At 69.5% G+C, this 18,431-nt stretch carries 19 protein-coding genes; 10 read left to right on the forward strand and 9 right to left on the reverse strand.

Features of this window, described 5'->3' with window-relative positions; genetic code table 11:
• Nucleotides 1-47: 47 nt before the first annotated feature.
• The 4 genes from ACSR87_RS11275 (at nt 48) to ACSR87_RS11290 (ending at nt 3,340) form a co-directional block, all read left to right on the forward strand.
• Nucleotides 48-1,028 (forward strand): transcription initiation factor IIB, encoded by a 981-nt coding sequence (locus ACSR87_RS11275; protein WP_013035638.1) that lies wholly within the window; start codon nt 48-50, stop codon nt 1,026-1,028.
• A gap of 84 nt (nt 1,029-1,112) precedes the next feature.
• Complete coding sequence (gene nreA / locus ACSR87_RS11280) at nt 1,113-2,375, forward strand: DNA repair protein NreA (protein ID WP_405309561.1); 1,263 nt, start codon at nt 1,113-1,115, stop codon at nt 2,373-2,375.
• Between the two features lie 63 nt (nt 2,376-2,438).
• Nucleotides 2,439-3,104, forward strand: a complete 666-nt coding sequence (locus ACSR87_RS11285; protein WP_498530527.1) for a PGF-CTERM sorting domain-containing protein — start codon at nt 2,439-2,441, stop codon at nt 3,102-3,104.
• Nucleotides 3,105-3,166: 62 nt separating this feature from the next.
• Nucleotides 3,167-3,340 carry a hypothetical protein gene (locus tag ACSR87_RS11290; RefSeq protein WP_498530528.1) on the forward strand — a complete coding sequence of 58 codons (174 nt, stop codon included), beginning with the start codon at nt 3,167-3,169 and terminating at the stop codon, nt 3,338-3,340.
• 32 nt (nt 3,341-3,372) lie between these two features.
• Here ACSR87_RS11290 and ACSR87_RS11295 read toward each other — a convergent pair whose 3' ends face one another.
• Genes ACSR87_RS11295 through ACSR87_RS11310 form a run of 4 tightly spaced genes read right to left on the reverse strand, consistent with a single transcriptional unit; the run spans nt 3,373 to nt 5,457 of the window.
• Entirely contained in the window at nt 3,373-3,828 is a 456-nt protein-coding gene (locus tag ACSR87_RS11295) for a DUF302 domain-containing protein (RefSeq protein ID WP_498530529.1), read from the reverse strand.
• A gap of 50 nt (nt 3,829-3,878) precedes the next feature.
• Nucleotides 3,879-4,505: a GrpB family protein gene (locus ACSR87_RS11300; RefSeq protein ID WP_498530530.1), complete on the reverse strand. Its 627-nt coding sequence runs from the start codon at nt 4,503-4,505 to the stop codon at nt 3,879-3,881.
• Nucleotides 4,502-5,173 carry a CPBP family glutamic-type intramembrane protease gene (locus ACSR87_RS11305; RefSeq protein WP_498530531.1) on the reverse strand — a complete coding sequence of 224 codons (672 nt, stop codon included), beginning with the start codon at nt 5,171-5,173 and terminating at the stop codon, nt 4,502-4,504. The genes ACSR87_RS11300 and ACSR87_RS11305 overlap by 4 nt, the downstream gene beginning before the upstream one ends.
• Nucleotides 5,174-5,175: 2 nt before the next feature.
• Nucleotides 5,176-5,457 (reverse strand): DUF5789 family protein, encoded by a 282-nt coding sequence (locus ACSR87_RS11310; protein WP_498530532.1) that lies wholly within the window; start codon nt 5,455-5,457, stop codon nt 5,176-5,178.
• 171 nt (nt 5,458-5,628) lie between these two features.
• Between ACSR87_RS11310 and ACSR87_RS11315 the strand changes: the two genes are divergently transcribed.
• Nucleotides 5,629-6,621 carry a cell division protein CdpA domain-containing protein gene (locus tag ACSR87_RS11315; RefSeq protein WP_498530533.1) on the forward strand — a complete coding sequence of 331 codons (993 nt, stop codon included), beginning with the start codon at nt 5,629-5,631 and terminating at the stop codon, nt 6,619-6,621.
• Between the two features lie 48 nt (nt 6,622-6,669).
• Here the strand turns inward: ACSR87_RS11315 and ACSR87_RS11320 are convergent, their stop codons facing one another.
• From ACSR87_RS11320 to ACSR87_RS11330, 3 genes are read right to left on the reverse strand one after another with little or no spacing between them, the layout of a single operon-like run.
• Complete coding sequence (locus tag ACSR87_RS11320) at nt 6,670-7,236, reverse strand: Mut7-C RNAse domain-containing protein (RefSeq protein WP_498530534.1); 567 nt, start codon at nt 7,234-7,236, stop codon at nt 6,670-6,672.
• Entirely contained in the window at nt 7,233-8,981 is a 1,749-nt protein-coding gene (polX, locus tag ACSR87_RS11325) for a DNA polymerase/3'-5' exonuclease PolX (RefSeq protein ID WP_498530535.1), read from the reverse strand. The genes ACSR87_RS11320 and polX overlap by 4 nt, the downstream gene beginning before the upstream one ends.
• Entirely contained in the window at nt 8,978-9,418 is a 441-nt protein-coding gene (locus ACSR87_RS11330) for a DUF5788 family protein (protein ID WP_498530536.1), read from the reverse strand. Before ACSR87_RS11330 ends, polX begins: the two co-directional genes overlap by 4 nt.
• Nucleotides 9,419-9,672: 254 nt before the next feature.
• Here ACSR87_RS11330 and ACSR87_RS11335 point away from each other — a divergent pair, with 254 nt between their 5' ends.
• Entirely contained in the window at nt 9,673-11,022 is a 1,350-nt protein-coding gene (locus ACSR87_RS11335; protein WP_008577572.1) for an alkaline phosphatase family protein, read from the forward strand.
• Nucleotides 11,023-11,037: 15 nt separating this feature from the next.
• Here ACSR87_RS11335 and ACSR87_RS11340 read toward each other — a convergent pair whose 3' ends face one another.
• Together ACSR87_RS11340 and cetZ2 are read right to left on the reverse strand one after the other, a co-directional pair.
• Complete coding sequence (locus ACSR87_RS11340; protein ID WP_498530537.1) at nt 11,038-12,147, reverse strand: glutamate-cysteine ligase family protein; 1,110 nt, start codon at nt 12,145-12,147, stop codon at nt 11,038-11,040.
• Between the two features lie 206 nt (nt 12,148-12,353).
• Nucleotides 12,354-13,436, reverse strand: a complete 1,083-nt coding sequence (gene cetZ2 / locus ACSR87_RS11345) for a tubulin-like protein CetZ2 (RefSeq protein WP_498530538.1) — start codon at nt 13,434-13,436, stop codon at nt 12,354-12,356.
• 121 nt (nt 13,437-13,557) lie between these two features.
• Here cetZ2 and ACSR87_RS11350 point away from each other — a divergent pair, with 121 nt between their 5' ends.
• From ACSR87_RS11350 to ACSR87_RS11365, 4 genes are read left to right on the forward strand one after another with little or no spacing between them, the layout of a single operon-like run.
• Complete coding sequence (locus ACSR87_RS11350; protein WP_498530539.1) at nt 13,558-14,184, forward strand: DUF7310 family coiled-coil domain-containing protein; 627 nt, start codon at nt 13,558-13,560, stop codon at nt 14,182-14,184.
• Entirely contained in the window at nt 14,181-14,642 is a 462-nt protein-coding gene (locus ACSR87_RS11355) for a DUF7311 family protein (RefSeq protein ID WP_498530540.1), read from the forward strand. The genes ACSR87_RS11350 and ACSR87_RS11355 overlap by 4 nt, the downstream gene beginning before the upstream one ends.
• A gap of 32 nt (nt 14,643-14,674) precedes the next feature.
• Nucleotides 14,675-16,657, forward strand: coding sequence for an ATPase, T2SS/T4P/T4SS family (locus ACSR87_RS11360; RefSeq protein WP_498530541.1), 1,983 nt, complete (start codon nt 14,675-14,677; stop codon nt 16,655-16,657).
• Nucleotides 16,651-18,414 (forward strand): pilus assembly protein, encoded by a 1,764-nt coding sequence (locus ACSR87_RS11365; protein WP_498530542.1) that lies wholly within the window; start codon nt 16,651-16,653, stop codon nt 18,412-18,414. The genes ACSR87_RS11360 and ACSR87_RS11365 overlap by 7 nt, the downstream gene beginning before the upstream one ends.
• Nucleotides 18,415-18,431: the final 17 nt, after the last annotated feature.

The raw sequence follows: 18,431 nt of genomic DNA on the forward strand, positions 1-18,431 counted from the left end.
CCCCGGCAAAGGTTGAAGTGCAAGGAAATAGACAATATATAAATGCGATGAAACGGCCTACCCGCCAGCGGGAGCGTGAGCACGACCGGACTCGATGGGGAGACGAGTCACAGGACGACGAGACATCCGAAGAAGAGTTGGACCTCGACAACCTCGACCCCGAGGAAGTCGTTCGGACCGGCGACGGCGAGTTGATTCACGAGGAGACCGGCATCATCATCGAAGAAGAGCGCATCGACCCCGGCCCGGAGTGGCGGGCGTTCAACCACTCCGAGCGGCAGTCGAAGTCGCGCGTGGGCGCGCCGACCACGCAGACGATGCACGACAAGGGGCTGACGACGACCATCGACTGGAAGGACAAAGACGCCTACGGCCGCTCTATCTCCTCGAAGAAGCGGTCGCAGATGCACCGCCTGCGCAAGTGGCAAGAGCGCATCCGGACGAAGGACGCCGGCGAGCGCAACCTCCAGTTCGCCCTCAGCGAAATCGACCGCATGGCGTCGGCGCTCGGCGTCCCGCGGTCGGTTCGGGAAGTCGCCTCGGTCATCTACCGCCGGGCGCTCAGCGAGGACCTGATTCGCGGCCGCTCCATCGAGGGCGTCGCCACCTCGGCGCTGTACGCCGCCTGTCGGAAGGAGGGTATTCCGCGCTCGCTCGAAGAGATTTCCGAGGTGTCGCGCGTCGAGCGCAAGGAAATCGGGCGGACGTACCGCTACATCTCCCAGGAACTCGGCTTGGAGATGCGGCCAGTTGACCCCAAGAAGTACGTGCCGCGATTCTCCTCCGAACTCGACCTCTCGAAGGAAGTCCAGTCGAAGGCCAACGAGATTATCGAGACGACCGCGGAACAGGGGCTTCTCTCCGGGAAGTCGCCGACCGGCTTCGCCGCCGCCGCAATCTACGCCGCGTCGCTTCTCTGCAACGAGAAGAAGACCCAGCGCGAGGTCGCGGAGGTCGCGCAGGTGACGGAGGTCACCATCCGGAACCGCTACCAAGAACAGATCGAAGCGATGGGCATCCACACCTGACGGTCGCCCGCGCGAGTCGCATCCTTTTCTGACCCCGGACCCGTCGCCGAAGGTTCATATCCGCGGGCGACCCACGTCCGGTGAATGCGGCTCGACGAGTACATGGACATCGAGCGGGACGAGCGCGCCGAGCGGCGGCGACTCGCCGAGGAGAAGTCCTACGGCATCCTCGACCACCTCGAAACGTTCCAAGACCGGTTCGAGGAGACGGTGCAGGGAGACTCGCTGTACGGCGGCGTCTCCCCGTCGATTTTCGTCGGACGGTCGAACTATCCGAACGTCTCGACGGGTATCCTCTCGCCGGTCGGCCACGACGAGGACGCCGCCTCGTTCGAGACGAGCGCCGCGTGGTACGACGAGGGCGTGAGCATCGACGACGTGTTCCAGCGGCGCACCTCGCTTCTGAACTCAAATCGCGGGACGAAGGTGACGAACGTCGCCGACTCGTGGGACGGCTTCCTCGGAACGCAACGCGAGGTCGCCATCGCTGACCGCCCCGTGACGGTCGAAATCGGCCTCGACGGGAAGCCGTCGCTCGACCTCGACGCCAGCGCCGACGACGTGGCGACCCCCGTCGGCCCGCGCGCCCGCGCCCGCTCGGCCGACCTCGCGGAGAACCCGCACGTCCCCAAACTGGTACAGAAGACGCTCGAAGACGACGACTGGAACGCCGAGGGTGCGATGACGTACCTCTACCGCCGCGGCTTCGACGTGTACGACATCAACACCATCCTTTCTGCGGGCGCGCTCGGCCAGACCGAACAGCGCCGGCTCGTCCCGACACGGTGGTCTATCACCGCCGTCGACGACACGCTCGGCCAGTACCTCCGCGGACAGGTCAAACACGCAGAGAGCGTCGACGGCGTCGAAATCTACCGCAACGAGTTCATCGGCAACGCCTTCTGGGTCATCCTCGCGCCGGGGCGCTGGGAGTTCGAACTCATCGAGCTGAAAGCGCCGGGGAGCGTCTGGAACCCCGACCCCGAGGCGGGGATGTACCTCGCGGCCGACCGCGAGGGCTACGAGGGCCGGACCGGCTACGTGAACGAGACGGCCGGCGCGTACCACGCCTCCCGCCTCGGCGTCCTCGAACACCTCAAAGAGCGCGGCCGACAGGCGAAGGCGCTCGTCATCAGACACGTCTCCGACGACTACTGGGGCCCGGTCGGCGTCTGGCAGATTCGCGAGTCCATCCGCCACGCCTTCGAGGGCGAGATGGCCCAAGCCGAGACGTTCGGTGATGCCGTCCGCGACGTGACGGAGTACCTCCCCGTCTCGCTCGCGGCCCTCCGGCGGAAATCCACGATGGCCGCCGGCCTCCAGACGGACATCTTCGATTTCGGATAAGTGTATCTTTCGAGGATTTCGGGAAAGATAACTATTAGAACTGTGGGTTAGTTTGTTTACTGGATGGTCCAACGAAAAGCGGCGGCAGTTGCGGGTCTCGCGCTCCTTTTGGTTCTCGCCGGGTGCGCTCATGTGACGGTTCACTCGACGGTCAACGCCGACGGCAGCATCGCCGAACAGACGTACCAAGTCAACATGTCTCGCACGGCCTACGGCTACCTTGAAGAGGCGGCCGAGGAGGACGGTTACGACAGCGTCGAAGACTCCGTCCTGAGCGAGTTCAACGAATCCGAGCGGGAGCAGATATCCTACTCCGAAGAGTACAACGGCGACACGGTGACGATGACACTCTCGCGGACGGACTTTGTTCCGACCGCCGACGACGGGATTAGCGTCACCACGGAGGACGGAGAACTCGTGTACGAGGACGTGAACTTCGTTGACGAGGAGGCGGCCGCGAGAGACGGAACCGAGTTTTCGGGGTCGTTCACCGGCGGGATGTCCGTCGACTATTACCTGACGATGCCCGGCGAAATCACGGACTCGAACGCCGACGTGGTCGACGGTAACACCGCCGAATGGCACGAGAGCGGGTCCGAAGCGTTCAACGACAACCGCATCTACGCCCGCAGTGAGATACCGACCTTCTCGAACGTCCCCGGTTTCGGTGCGGTCGGTGCGGTGGTCGCGATTCTCGCGACGGCCTTAGTCGTGCTTCGGCGGACGTAGTTCGCCCACCTCGGTCCGACGACTGCCGAACATTTTTGTCACAAAATCCACTTTTTTCGTCCATGGTCCCCCTCCAGGTACCCGGCGGTCCCGAACTGCTCATCATCTTCCTCATCTACGGCATTTTCGCGCTCCTCCCCGTGGTCGCGGCGCTCGTCGCGCTCTATCTGCTGTACAAGATTCGCGGCGACGTGAAGCGCATCGCGGACGCGCTCGACGCGCGAGACGGATTGTAAGTCGAGCCACCCGAGGGCGCTCGGTGTCTCGCCTACGCGTCGGCCGCGTCGAGGTTGGCGAGCGCCTGTTCGACGAGTTCGCCCGTGTCCGCGATGATATCGGCCATCTCGTCGTCGTCGGGTGCGATGCCGATGAGTCGGGCGACGCGCATGATGCTCAGGTGGTAGACGACCTGCTTGCCCGGCTTTTCCTCCCAGATGACCACGTTGCACGGGAACAGCCCACCCATCTTCTTGTCAGTGGCGTCGAGCGCGCGGTCCGCCATGTTCGGGTTACACGCGCCGAGGACGTAGTAGGGGTCGCGGCCGGCGTTGACCTTCTCGTTGAGCATCTCGGAGGGCGAAAATTCGGTGGCGACACCGAACCCGGCGTCGGTGAACGCCTCGCGGACGCGCTCGATTGCCGCCTCGTGTTCCATCTCGAGGACGACGCGTTCCTCGCCGATGTCTTCCGGTTTGATGGCGCTGGGGTCGATTGGGAGTGCCATGACTCCCCGTTGACGCCCCGGCGGGGAAAAGCTATGGTAGTGTGCTTAGCCTACACGAGCGGGTCGTCGTCTTCCAACGACGCGGCGTCGTCGAGCACGGATTCGACGAACGACGCCTTCGTGTTCGTGTATCGGCTTCGCTCGTCCGGGTGCGCCTCGGCGAGCCTGCATTTGTGTCGCTCGTACTCGGCCGCGAGGTCGTCGTCCGCGCGGAGGGCGTCGCGGAAAGCGACCTGCTCGCGGTGGCAGTCGCTCCCGACTTCGGTCAGAGAGAGGTAGTGCGTCCGGCGCTCGGGCGGGCCGCGGACGAAAAACCGTCGGTCGGACACGTCGTCGTCGGGGCGCTCCTCGTAGCCTGCGGCTTCGAGCGCCCGCGCGACGCCCGCTGCGTCGTCGCGGTCGGAGACGAGGACGAGCAGGTCGACGATGGTTTTGGCGGCCAGTCCCGGAACAGCGGTGCTTCCGACGTGTTCGAACCGGACGCCGTCGGCGTCGCTACCACCATTTCCGGCGTCGTTGCTGTCGAGTCGCGGCCGCAGGCGCTCGACCTCGCGCTCGTACGCTTCGCGCCAGCGCGGGTCGTGCGCGACGACCTCGACGGTGCTGCGGGCGAGACCGAGCGACGGATACGACTCGCCGTCTCTCTCCCCCTCGACCGCGTCGCTATCGTCGCTCATAGCGGAATCGGGAGCCACTGGAGCGCCGTGGCGACTCGCTCGGGCGGGAACAGCGGCGGGTGAAGCACGAGCCAGTCCAAGAGGATGAGGCCGCCGCCGTGGGCGACGATGGAAGGGAGAATCGAGTCGCTCTCGTAGTCGACGAGGCCGAACAGCACGTCCGTCGGAGCCGACAGGAGAATCTCTATCGGGGGCTTGCCGACGTGGTGAAACGCGTAGAGAATCGGACTGATGAGGGCGCTCTTCCGACCGATTTCTCGGACGCCGACGCAGAGCAGGCCGCGGTAGTACGTCTCGGCGGCGACGACGACGAGCAGTTGCTGGGCGGCGTGCGGGAGGAAGTCAGCGAGCGCGGTCGAGGTGTGCCACATCGGGTAGTACGCCCGAATCGACGGGAGGCTCGACCCGACGAGGTAGAAGGGGAGGACGAACAGCGCGAGCAAAAGCGTGTTTCGGAGCGCCGCGCGGTCGACGTTCCAGCCGAGGTTGCGGCCGTGGGCGAGCGCGAGCGCTCCGGGTACGAGGATGAACAGGAGGGCGTCGTGGACCGCGCGGTAGGTGAGGTCGCCGGCGGGAAGCGGCCAGAGGCTCCACGCGGCCCCGACGACGCCCCCGACGAGGAGGGCGCGGGAGAGCCACGGGAGGCGGGCGAGCCGGCGGCGTAACACCGCTATTCCGTCTGGACCGGGTCGCGGCCGACGATGTCGAACACGTCGTCGAGGAAGGCCTGCCGGGTTTCGAAGTAGGTCTCGTCGGCCTCGGCGAGCACGTCTTCGAGGCTCTGGGGGCCGTCGGGCGTGCGGATGACCGCGTCGCCTTCTTTGTTCAGGATGCTGCTCTTTTCTTGGGGCCACGTCAGTCGGGAGGCGACGCGCGCGAGCGGCGCACCTTCGACGGACGCGCCCGTACCGAGTTCGACGGCGGGTTCCTCGTCTGCTTCCTCGTCAGCCATGCGCGAGGGTTAGCCACCGCGCATGATAATCCCTTCGAGATTCGCATGCGACCGCGACGCACCGCCGGCGCGCCGACGGGACGACGCGCCGATATCGATAGCCCGCGACGTGTCGAGAAGCAGACAATCGTCTGACGCATCGTTTTAGGGGCTGGTTTCGTAGTCGGGGCCATGACCAGTCTTTCGGAGGCGTACCACGGTGGCCGGGGCGGGCCGAGTCTCCGACGGCTGTCCCTGGGATTCGGGGGGTTCCTCCTCGGCGTGCTGCTCGTCGTCGCGGGCATCGTCGTCGCGACCACCGACGTGTACACGTCCGGCGGGGCGACCCTCGGCGAAGCGCGCGAACTCGGGGGCATCCTCGGAGGCATCGGCGTTCCCGCCGTCTTCCTCGGCGTCCTCGCGGTCCTCCCCGCGAGCCGTCGAACCCGCGCCGCGTCGCTCATCGGCGCGAGTATCGCCGTCCTCGGCGTCGCGCTCTTCTCGCACGCGTACCCCTGCCAGTGGACCGGCGCGACCTGCGGGGCCGGCCTTCCCGACCTCACGCTCGAAACCGTCGCCGTCTACTTCTTCGGCACGGTCACGACGTTCTGGTGTCTGTTCGTCGGCGTCGCCAACTTCAAGACGCGGAACGACCCGGGCGGCACGGCCACGGTGCAAGTGACGAAGAAGGGCGAGACCCGCGTCGTCGAAGTCGAGAACTCCGGCGATGGTGGACTCGGCGGCATCGGCTTCCTCGGCGGCACGCCCGACGGCGACGTCCAGACGCAGACGAACCAGTCGACCTCGACCGCGAGCGCCGGCGCGACCGACGGCGGCGCGTCGACGCAGGACATCACCCCGCTCGACGTCGAGCCCTCGGCGTCGCCCTCGTCCGACGGGGCGGACGCGACTCAGTCGGCGGGTTCGGCGGGCGCGGCGACGAACCGCTCCGGCGTCGACACCGTCCAGTCCAACGAGTCCGCGCGCTCGCCGGCCGGCGCGGCCGACCACCCCGACGCCGACCGCCCGGCGAACGCCACCGTCGGCGACCGCTACTGCGGCAACTGCACGTACTTCGAGTACGTCCGCACCTCCGACGGGCTCAAGCCCTACTGCGCGGCCCACGACGAGATGATGCAGGACATGGAAGCCTGCGACGAGTGGTTCCCGCGCCGCCGCGAGTAGTCTGTCGACGACCCGTCTGACCCGACCGACCCGGCCGACCGTTTCCGCCTACTGTTCTCCGCCGTCTAGCCTCGTTTCCACGTCGCGCCAGTGGCTCCCGCGCCAGAACACCTGCCCGCAGTCGCGACACCGCCACAGCGCCGTCTCCGCCGGGTCGGGCGCGTAGTCGGGAACTCGCTCGTCGCGGCCGACCGCCTCGACGGGGCCGTTACAGACGCCACACCGCGACGGCTCCTCGTCCAGCGAGACCGCGAAGCCGACCGCTTCGAGTTCGCGGAGTTGCGCGACTGGCTCCCGTCCGGCGAGGAGGACGCTCCGCGGGGCTCGCTCGGCCAGTCGCACGTCGCGGGTGAGGAGGACGCGCCCCTCGGCGTCCGCCCGCGCGAGTAGTTCGTCGTCGCCGGGGTCGGTTCGGCCGTCGCGCGCTCCGTCCGCTCCGTCTTCTGTTTCGTCCCCGCCGTCGAGCGCGTATTCGGCGTCGTAGCCGCACATCCGCAGGTACGTGGCGAGTTTGCCGAGCATCACGTCCAGAAGGAGCGCCGTGTCGCCGGGCGCGGCTCGCTCGACGCCCGAGGCGACCGTGCCGGGGTGGCCGGCTCCAACGTCGTCGGTCACGCGAGGAAGTCGGACAGTTCCTCGACCGACCGCGCGTTCAGCACGTCAGCGGTCTCGACCCAGCCGCGACGGGCCGTGTGGACCCCGTAGCGGGCGTGGTCGAGTTCACCCGGTCGGTGGGCGTCGGTGTCGATGGCGACGGTCGCGCCCGCCTCGACGGCGATTTTGAGCGCCTCGCCGTTCAGGTCGAGGCGATAGGGGCTGGCGTTGAGTTCGAGCGCGACGCCGTGTTCGACGGCGGCCTCCGCGAGTCGCTCGTAGTCGAGGGGCAGGCCGGGGCGTTGGTTGATGAGTCGGCCGGTCGGGTGGCCGAGGACGTTCACCGCGGGGTGTTCCATCGCGGTGACGAGTCGCTCGGTGGCCGTCTCGCGGTCCTGGTCGAGCGCGCTGTGGGGCGAGGCGACGACCACGTCGAGTTGGTCGAGCACGTCGTCGGCGACGGAGATGCCGCCCTCGGCGTCGATGTTGGCCTCGACGCCGGTGAACACCGCGATGTCGGCGTCGTCGGCGACGGCGCGGACCTCGGCAATCTGGTCGAGCAGGTCGTCGTCCGCGACGCCGACGCCGCCGACCATGCCGGGGCCGGTGGCGTGGTCGGTGACGGCGTGGTAGTCGTAGCCGCGTTCCGCCGCGGCCGCGACCATCTCAGCGATGCTGTTGTCGCCGTCGGACCAGTCGGTGTGGGTGTGGAGGTCGCCGCGGAGGTCGCCCTCCGCGAGGAGGTCCGGCAGGTCGCCGTCGGCGGCGCGCTCGATTTCGCCGGTGTCCTCGCGTAGCTCCGGCGGGACGAGCGGGAGGTCGAGCGCGGCGTACATCGACGCCTCGGTGTCGCCGGCGACGCGCGTGCCGGCCCGCGGGCCGTCGTCGGGGTCGTCCACGTCCGAGATGTCGAACATCCCGTACTCGTTCATCTTGAGGCCGCGGTCGATGGCGATGTTGCGGAGGTGGACGTTGTGGTCCTTGCTCCCGGTGAAATACTGGAGCGCCGCGCCGTACTCCGAGGGCTCGACGACGCGGAGGTCGACCCGCATCCCGTTCACCCGGACGCTCGCCTTCTGCTCGCCCGCCTCGATGGTGTCGCCGACGAGGTCCCACGCGAGGAAGCGGTCGATGACGGCTTCGGCGTCGGCGCTCTCGGCGAGCACGTCGATGTCGCCCACCGTCTCGCGCCACCGCCGCATCGACCCCGCGGGTTCGACCCGCCCGACGGCGTCGTAGTCACCGAGGTACGCCAGCAGGTCGTCGGCGACGGGCCGCGCCCTCCCGAGCAGTTCGCGGCCGGTCGCCTCGCGGGCGAACTCGATGCCGTCGAGGATGTTCGCCTCCGTCTTCGCGCCGAACCCCTTGACCGCCTGTATCTCCCCGTCGCGAGCGGCCGCTTCGAGGTCGTCGAGGTCGGACACGCCGAGCGCCTCGTACAGTTTTCCGACCGTCTTCGGGCCGACGCCCTCGACGCTCGTCAGGCCGGCCATATCGACCGGGAGGTCCTCGCGGAGGTCCTCCAACTCCTCGATGCGTCCCGTTTCGACGTACTCGACGATTTTCGCGGCGATGGCGTCGCCGACGCGGTCGATTTCCTGCACCGCGCCTTCGCCCTCCGCGGCGAGTTCCTCGACGGGCGTCGGGTGCTCGCGGACGTTCTCGGCGGCGCGGCGGTAGCTCGACGGCTTGTAAGCCACGTCCTTCGCCTCCAACAGGTCGGCGAACTCCTCCAGCAGGGTCGCTATCTCGTCGTTTCGGCTCATCGGCCGCCCCGCTTGCCCTTGCCGCCGTCGCGGCCCAGCGCCTTCTTCAGGAAGCTCATCCAGCGCTTCTGGTCCGCGGCGTTCTGGCGGTGTTCCTCCTGTTCGAGGTCGACCGGCCGAAGCTGTTCGAGGGCGTTCAGCGCCCGGTCGATGCCGACGATATCCTCGGCCAGTCGCCGCCCCTCGTCGTAGCTCACCTCGTTGTCCTCGATTCGCTGGAGCCGTTCGAGGCGCTCGCGGCGGAGGTTCCGCTTCGCCCGGTCGACGCGCTCTTTCTCCCCCGACGGGATGGTGTCGCGACGCTTGATTTCGAAGACGAACTGCCTGAGGTCTATCTCCTCGCCTTGGACCTCGATGCGGTCGGGAATCTGCGTGCCGACGGTCGCACCCTCCCGATTGACGCGCTCCAAGAGCTGTTTACGCTCGAACTCCTTCACGTCCTGTCGTTGTCCCGCGCGGCACTTCGCTCCTTCGCCCGGTTCGGTGTGTGCCTCGAATGGGCCACGCGTCCGATGTCGTCGTTCCTGCGGGCCTGATTCGACGTTGACAGGTCCCCGACGGGCCAGTGCCCCGAGGTCGCCCGGAGAGATTCGCCGCTTTCTCCGACAGCGACCCCGTATCCGTCGCCTCTCGTCGCAAGCCCCGGCGGAGAGACGAACCTTCTTATGGTTCGTCTCGGATACCGTGAGGTATGGGTTTGTTCGACCGTCTCCGCGGCAAAGACCACCCCCGCGTCGCCTTCATCGGCATCGACGGGGTCCCGTTCACTCTCCTCTCTGAGCATCCCGACGAGTTCCCCAACTTCGCGGCGCTGGCCGACGAGGGCTCTGCGGGCGACATCGACAGCATCGTCCCGCCGGAGTCCTCGGCGTGTTGGCCGGCGCTCACGACCGGCGTCAATCCCGGCGAGACCGGCGTCTACGGCTTCCAGGACCGCGAGGTCGGCTCCTACGACACGTACGTCCCGATGGGTCGCGACGTGCAGGCCACCCGCGTCTGGGACCGCGTCACCGACGCCGGCCGCAAGGCCACCGTGATGAACGTCCCCGTGACGTTCCCCCCCCAGCGCAACGTCCAGCGCATGGTCTCGGGCTTCCTCTCGCCCGGCGTCGACAAGGCCGCCTACCCCGACGACTTCCGCGATACGCTCTCCGAGATGAACTACAAAATCGACGTGAACGCGAAGCTCGGTCACGACGAGGACAAGACCGCGTTCATGGAGGACGCCCGCAAGACGCTCGACCGGCGCTACGAGGCGTTCGAGCGCTACATCGACCAGGACGACTGGGACCTCTTTTTCGGCGTCTTCATGACGACCGACCGCGTCAACCACTTCCTGTTCAAGGACTACGAGCGCGACGGGAAGAACAAAGACGCCTTCATGGAGTTCTACCGCACCGTCGACGACTACCTCGGCCGCATCCGCGACGCCCTCCCCGAGGACGTGACGCTCGTCGTCGCGTCCGACCACGGCTTCACCTCGCTCGACTACGAGGTCCACTGCAACACGTGGCTCGAAGAGAACGGCTGGCTCTCCTACGAGGACGACGACCACGACGCGCTGTCGGACATCGACGAGGACTCGAAGGCGTACTCGCTCATCCCCGGCCGCTTTTTCGTCAATCTCGAAGGCCGCGAGCCACGCGGGTCGGTCCCGCAGTCCGAGTACGAGGCGGTCCGCGACGAACTCAAGGCGGAACTCGAAGCGCTCGAAGGTCCCGACGGCAACAAGGTCGCAGACCGCGTCGTCGTCAAGGAAGACGCCTTCCGCGGCGACCACGACGACATCGCGCCCGACCTCGTCGTCATCCCGAACCACGGCTTCGACCTGAAGTCCGGCTTCAAGGGCCACGACGACGTGTTCGGCGTCGGCCCCCGTAACGGGATGCACTCGTTCGACAACGCGACGCTGTACGTCGACGACCCCGGCGCAGTCATCGAGGACGCCGACCTCTACGACATCGCGCCGACCATCCTCGACCTCATGGACGTCGAGTACAGCCGCACCGAACTCGACGGCGCGAGCCTCATCCAGCAGTAAGCGGTCGGCGGTTTCTCACTTTCGTTGCCGGACCGCGTTCCGAACGTCCCGTTCGAGCCGGTCCGCGTGGGTCAGTCGCAGCTCCCGCGCCTCCGCGGCCGTGACCGTCTCGCGGCCGTCGATTTCGTGCGACACCGGGTTGTACGCATCCACGTCGAACCCCATCCGGTCGAGATACGACCGCACCGCCTCCGAGCCGAGGCCGTCCTCGATGGCGGCGTTGACGTACCGGAGCACCGCGTCGAACTCGGGGAGCACGACCCGGTCGTCCGTCACGCGCCCCGTCTCGCCCTCGATTCTGAGCGTCGCGTCGTCGAGACGGTGTACCGCGTCGGCCACGCTGTTCGCCAGCCTGAGCACGTCGCTCGGGAGCGAACAGTCCGGCGAGCGCCACTCGACCGTGCCGAACTCGGCCCTGAGTTGCACCGGCGTCCAAATCGCGCTCTCGGGGTCGAAGTTCGCCTCGATGGTCGTCCGGTCGACGCCCTCCTCCTCGGCGCGCACGAGGAACTCCTCGAACCGGCGTTCGAGGCGACGCGACCACTCCCGCGTGTCGTCGGCGTAGCGCCACAGCCGACCCTGATGCGGCACGTCGTCGTAGGTCATCCGGCGGTACAATTCCGACCGCGCGCCCGCCGCCAACCGCCGCCCGTCGTAGTACGGCGAGGAGTTCACCAGCGCCAGCGCGGGGTCCAGCGCCACGAGCGCGTTGTACTGGTCGATTTCGCGGCCGGGCCGCTGTTCGACGTGGACGTGCGTCCCCACGCAGTGTCGCGCGTACTGGAAGTCCGACCCGACGACGCGGTTCTGGATGCGCGTCCGGTCGCTCTCCAGTTCCGTCACCGTCTCGTCGCTGACCGGCGTGGCGAGCGGGACGAGTCGCTTGCCGACTTCCTCGGCCCGCGAGAGAACGTCACCGAGCCGTTCGTACAGCTCTTGGCGCAGCTCGGCCGCCGAATCGCACGGCGTCGTCTTCACCTCCAACACCGGCTCGACGAACTCCCGTTCGGCCCCCGGTGAGGCGTCGACGAGCCCACCCGGGTCGGTGAACGACCCGTCCTCCTCGACGACCCAGTACTCGACTTCGATACTTCGCCGGAGTGGGTCCGAGGCCGACTCAGACATGGCGACTCCGGCGTTGTGCCGAGTTAGTTCTCACATGCATCGTTTCGCGTCCCCCGAGAGAATATATTGTTAACACACACCATGGATGGGAAGGGAGACGGAAAAAGCATTCGCAGACTGGGCAGTCGTCGCGGAATCGATGGACAATCGTCTTTAAAACGACTCGTTTGTTGGTCGTTCGTGCTGCCAACGACAGGTGTCGGTTGTCACAGCAGGTCGTCGAGGTCGTCGCTGTGCCACATCTCTTTGGGGTCTTCTCGGGGTTCGGTCTCCGCCTTGTCGATGGCCTCGCGGGCGCGCTCCATGAACGACTCGACCCGCTCGGAGCGCTCGACGCCGCCGAGGAGGACGAGCGACGCGAGTCGGCCGCTTTCCAGCGGGAAGTCGCCGCCGCGGACCTGCATACTGCCGGTCTCGTCTTCGACCCAGCGACGCGCTCGCTCGACGCCCTTCCGCGGGATAGTGTCGGGCTCGCCGGCGATGACGACCAGCGCGGCGTCCGCGTCGCTCGCGTCGGGCAGGCTCGTCCCCGTCAGGACGGCCCGGCGGGTCGTGCTCATGACCGCGTTGATGTTGTCCTCGGCGTTCGGGGAGGCCTCAGCGCTCGCGTAGCCGAGCGCGGCGATACCACCCGAACGGAGGGTGTTGATGACCTCGGAGGTGTCGACGACGCTCTCGCCGACGCCCTCGGTGGCTTCGCCGGCCGCGAGGAGCAGTCCGACGCGGCGAGCGATGGCCTCGTTGATGGCGTCGTAGCCCTCGCTCATCGATTCGCCGGCCGAGCGGAACGCGTCGTTGTCAACGAGGAGGACGGCGTCGGCCTCGCGGGCGACGGTCTTGAGCGACCGGCCGGCGTTCACCTGATACAGTGCCCCTTCGTCCGCCCCGGGCAGGATGCCGAGGACGTACACCGGCACGTCGTAGACGCCGGCGAGCGCCTTCGCGAGGACGGGCGCGCCGCCGGACCCGGAGCCGCCGCCGAGGCCGGCGACGACGAAAATCGACTCCGCCTCGGCCGTCACGCGGCCGTCGAGGGCGGACATGACCTCGGTCTGGTCCGACTCCATGACCGCGGCTCCGAGTTCGTTGTCGCCGCCGACACCGTGGCCGTTGACGCGGTCTTGGCCGATGAGCACGGTTTCGACGGCAAGCGACTGGAGGTCCGCTTTCGCGGTGTTCACCGCGACCGCGTCGAGCACCGCGCCGAAGCCCATCTGCCGGTCGAACGACTGGAGCGCCGACGCGAGCTTCCCACCCGCCTGCCCCACACCAATCAGGACGGTTTTCATACATGATTCACTCCGGCGACCGCCTTGAACATTCCTCACATGGGGACTGTTATCTCATCTGGCTGTTCGACTCGGGCGCTGACCCGGAGCTTTATGTCGGATGGCGGGACCACGCCGGTCTATGACGACCGACCCAACTCGCCGCGACGCCGCTGTCGACGCCGAACTCGGTTCGCCCGCTACCAGCGCCCCACCCGCGGCGGACCGTACGGCCGACCGTACCGCCGACCTCGCCGCGCGACTCGACGCGGTCGAGCGCACCATCACCGACGGCGACGCCGACTTCTCGTCGCTCGAAGACCTCGCGGCCATCGAACGCCGGGTCACCGAACTCGAATCGGCGGTCGAGTCGCTCACCGACCGCCTCGACGAGATGGACGCCGCGACGCAGGCGATGCGCGGCTACCTCGGCGGCGTCCGCGCGGTCAACGAGGACATCGAACGCCGGGCGAACGCCGCGCTCGCCAAGGCCGAGTCGCTCGAATCGGAACTCGTCGACGAGACGGCGTCGCCCGCGCCCTCGCGGTCGACCGACGCGCTCGCCTCGGAAGCGGCGTCGCACGCCGGACGGACTACCGACGGTGGTGACGGTAGTGGCTCCCAGCGCGCCGCGGAGACCGGTATCGGCACCGGAACCGCCGCCCCCTCACCCGAGTCTCGCGCCGCTCCCGATTCCGGCGCACCCACCGATTCCCGCGGCGACTCCGCCGACCGTGGACTGGCCGCCCGCCTCCGCGATGCGCTGTGATTCGCGTCGTTCTGACGTGTCTGCTCGCGGTCGCCATCGCGGGCGTCGTTTTCCCGGCGGCCGACGCGGCGAGAGCGGACGCGACCACGGTCAAAATCGGCTCGCTGGCCGACGATATCGCGCACGCCGCCACGACGCTTTCGGCCGCGGAAGACCCGACGCCGGCCGGCGTCGCGGGCGCGCAGCGGCACGTCGTCCTCGACGTTCCGTCCGGGTCGTGGCGGGCCGCCGGTGTCTCCAACCTCACGGTTCGCGGCGGCGACGGCGTCGAACTGTCGGCGAGTGTCACCACCGGCTCGACCGTCGTCCGTCGCGTCGGCGGTCCGCGAACTCGCGTCGTCGGCGACCGACTCGTCCTCGGACCGGGCGAGCATCGACTCAGACTGACGCTCGAAGCCGATACGGGCGGTTCTGTCGTCGTCGTCGCCCCCGCGACGGCCAACCAGTCGGCGGCGTAGGTTCAAATACCCGGACGGGACCACGACCCCGTATGCCCCTCGGCTCACCTTCCATCGACTCCCTCTCCGAAACCGTCGCCGCGGCGCTCCCGGACGCGCTCGGCGACCGGCTCGCCGACGCGACTGGCAGCCAGCGCGACTCCCGTGACTCCGCCGGCGACTGCGGCTGTGAACCCTCCTTCTCGACGCCCACCGACCGCCCCGACGACGACACCGTGACGCTCGCGGTCGACGCCGGCGACTGCCCGCACCGCGGGTCGCTCTCGACTTCGGCCCCCTGCCGCGCGGCGGTCGTCGAGGCGCTCGAAACCCGCGACGCCGACCGACTCGTCGTCCGCGCCGACGGGCTCGAACGCCGGTACGACGCCGACGCGACCGGCTTGCTCGTCGCCGCCGGCCGGTTCGCAGAGCGCGTCCGCTTCCGCGACGACCGCCTCGCAGACCGCGCCCGCGAGGACCCGCTCGGAGCCGCCCACGAGGCGACGGGTCGCGCCGGGCCGGTCCGCCGCGCCGCCGTCGAAACCGGGCTCGCGGAGGGCGCGTCCCGAAGCGCCGACTACGGCGACGCACTCAGGGCGGTGGTCGGGCCGACGCTCGCACGCTCCCGCGTCGACCCTCGCCCACCGGCCGACGGGCGACTCGTCGAGGCCACCGACCTCGACACCGGCGCAGTCGCCCGCCGCTACGAGTGCCCGCGCGGCCCCGTCTACCATCTCACACCGCCCGAATCGACGCTCGACCAGCGCGCCGCGCGGACGCTCGAAGCCGCCCACGACCGACTCGCCCGCGGCATCGTCGACGCCGGCCCCCGCGCGCCGGGTCGCGCCGTCCGACTCGCCGCGGACGCGGACGCCCCGGTCGAGACGCTCGCGGCGATTTTGGCGAAGCACACCACGGGTAACGGCGTTCTCGACGACCTGTTTTCGGACCCCGCGGTCTCGGACGTGTACGTCTCGACGCCCGCCGACGAGAACCCGATTCGCGTCGTCGCCGACGGCGTCTCGATGCCGACGAACGTCCGCCTCGCGCCCGGCGGCGCGGAGTCGCTCGCCTCCCGCCTGCGACGCGTGAGCGGCGCGTCGTTCTCTCGCGCCGACCCAACGCTCGACACCGTCGTCGAGGCCGGCGGCGCGAACGTCCGGGTCGCGGGCGTGACCGCGCCCGCCAGCGACGGACTGGGATTCGCGTTCCGCCGCCACGATGAGACGCCGCTGACGCTCCCCGCGCTCGTCGCCAACGGGACGCTGTCGGCCGACGCCGCGGCGCTCTGCTCGCTCGCGGTCGAACGCGGGGCCTCGCTCCTCGTCGCCGGCTCCCGCGGGGCCGGCAAGACGACGTTCCTCGGCTCGCTCCTGTGGGAACTCCCCCGCGACGTTCGCACGGTGCTCATCGAGGACACGCCGGAGCTGCCGGCGTCGAGCCTGTTGGACGCCGACCGCGACGTACAGACGCTCCGAACCGACACGACCGGCGGCCCGGAGCCGACGCCGCAGGAGGCGCTCCACGTGGCGCTCCGACTCGGCGACGGCGCGCTCGCGCTCGGCGAAGTCCGGGGCGAGGAGGCCGCCGTCCTCTACGAGGCGATGCGCGTGGGCGCGAACGCCAACGCGGTCCTCGGAACCATCCACGGCGACGGAGCCGCCGACGTGCGCGAGCGCGTCGTCTCCGACCTCGGCGTCCCGGCGTCGTCGTTCGCCGCCACCGACCTCGTGATCACCTGCGAACACGCTGACGCACACCGCGTCGCCCGGGTCGAGGAGGTCCGTCCCGTCGGCGACGACGCGGCGTTCGAGACGCTGTTCGAACACGACGGTCGCACCCTCGAACCCACGGGGGCGGTCGCGCGCGGCGACAGCCTCGCGGTCGAATCCCTGGCCCGCCCCGGCGAGTCGTACGCCGACGCGCTCGACGCGCTCGATGCCCGCGCCACCCGTCTCGCCTCGCTCGCCGAAACGGAGCGGACGGCTCCAGACGACCTCGCCGCGGCCCGCGCGGAGCGTGGTTCGGGATGCTGAACCCGGACACGGATGCGCCCGCGGACCCCGACTCGAATCCGGCGGTCCACACGGCCGTGACGACACTCGCACGGCTCTCGCCCGACTCCATCGACGCCGAGCCGAGCGACGAGCTTCGCCGGTCGCTGGCGTTTCTCGACGCCGGTTTCGACCCCGAGACGGTCGTCGCAGCGGGCTACGGCGCGGCGCTCCCAGCCGGACTGCTCGGCGGACTCGTCGCCCTCGTCGCTCGACTCCCGACCGTCACGGTCGTCTTCGTCGCGCTCGCGGCCGCGCTCGGCGCGACCCACGCGGTTCACACGGTTCCGGTCTGGCTGGCGACGCTCCGCCGGACGCGGGCGCTCGGGAACGCGCCGGAACTCGTCGGCCGCATCGCGCTTCGGATGCGCATCGAGCCCTCCGTCGAGCGGGCCAGCGCGTTCGCCGCGCGCGGCGGCGACGACCCGCTTTCGACCTCGCTCGCAGCGCACACCGACCGCGCCCGCGGAACGCCGACCGCGGGGCTCTCCGCGTTCGCCGACGCGTGGCGCGCGTGGTTCCCGGCGCTCGACCGCTCGACCGCGCTCTTGCAGACCGCCGCGGACGTTCCCGCCGGCGAGCGCGACCGCGCGCTCGACCGCGCCCACGAGGTCGTCCGCGAGGGGACCCGCGACCGCCTCGCCGACTTCGTCGGCTCCGTCCGCGGGCCGGTGACGGCGGTCTACGCCTTCGGCGTCCTGCTCCCGCTCGCGCTGGTCGGCGCGCTCCCCGCCGCCCGCGTCGCCGGCGTCGGCGTCACCGCGGCGCACGTCGCCTTCGTCTACGACGTGGCGCTTCCCGCGTGCCTCCTCGCCGCCGTCGGGTGGGTGCTCGTCCGCCGGCCGGTCGCGTTCGCGCCGCTCTCGGTCGACGCGTCCCACCCCGCGGTCGATGACCACCGACTCCTCGGCGTCGCCGGTGGCGCGGTCGCTGGCCTCGTCGGGTTCGTCGCCGCCGACACGCTCGTCGCACCGTGGCTCGCGCCGCTCGCCGCCGCCGGCCTCGGGACCGGCACCGCGCTGTTCGTCGCGGCCCGCCCGGTCGTAGCGCTCAGAGCCCGCGTCCGCGCGGTCGAAGACGGCCTCTCGGACGCGCTCTACCTCGTCGGCCGCGCCGTCAGCGAGGGCGAAGCCGTCGAATCCGCGCTCGCCCGCGCGGCGACCTCGGTCCCGGGCGAAACCGGCGACCTGCTCGACGAAGCCGTCGGCGTCCAGCGTCGCCTCCGCGTGGGCGTCGTCGAGTCGTTCTGCGGCGAGTACGGCGTCCTCGAATCGACGCCGAGCCCCCGGGTCGCGGGCGTGGCGACGCTCCTCGGCCTCGCCGCCAGCGAGGGTCGCCCCGCCGGCCGCGCCATCGTCTCGATGGCCGACCAGCTCTCGGCGCTCGCCCGACTCGACGCCGAGGCCCGCCGCGAACTCGCCTCGGTCACGGAGACGCTGTCGAACACGGCCGCCGTCTTCGGGCCGCTCGTCGCCGGCGCGACCGTCGCGCTCGCCGACGGGATGGCCCCCGCGAAGACGCTCGACCAGACCGCCGTCGCGACGCCGCTTTCGACCGCCGACCTCGGACTCGCCGTCGGCGCGTACGTCCTCCTCTCGGCGGTCATCCTGACGACGCTCTCGGTCGGCGTCGAACACGGCCTCGACCGCCACCTCGTGGCCTCCCGCGTCGGTCGCGCGCTCGTGTCGGCGACGGCGACGTTCGCCGTCGCGTTCGCCGCCGCGGGGACGCTCGTCTGAGCCGCCGCGAGTCCGTG

It is taken from the genome of Haloferax sp. SDI50 (genome assembly GCF_059802635.1).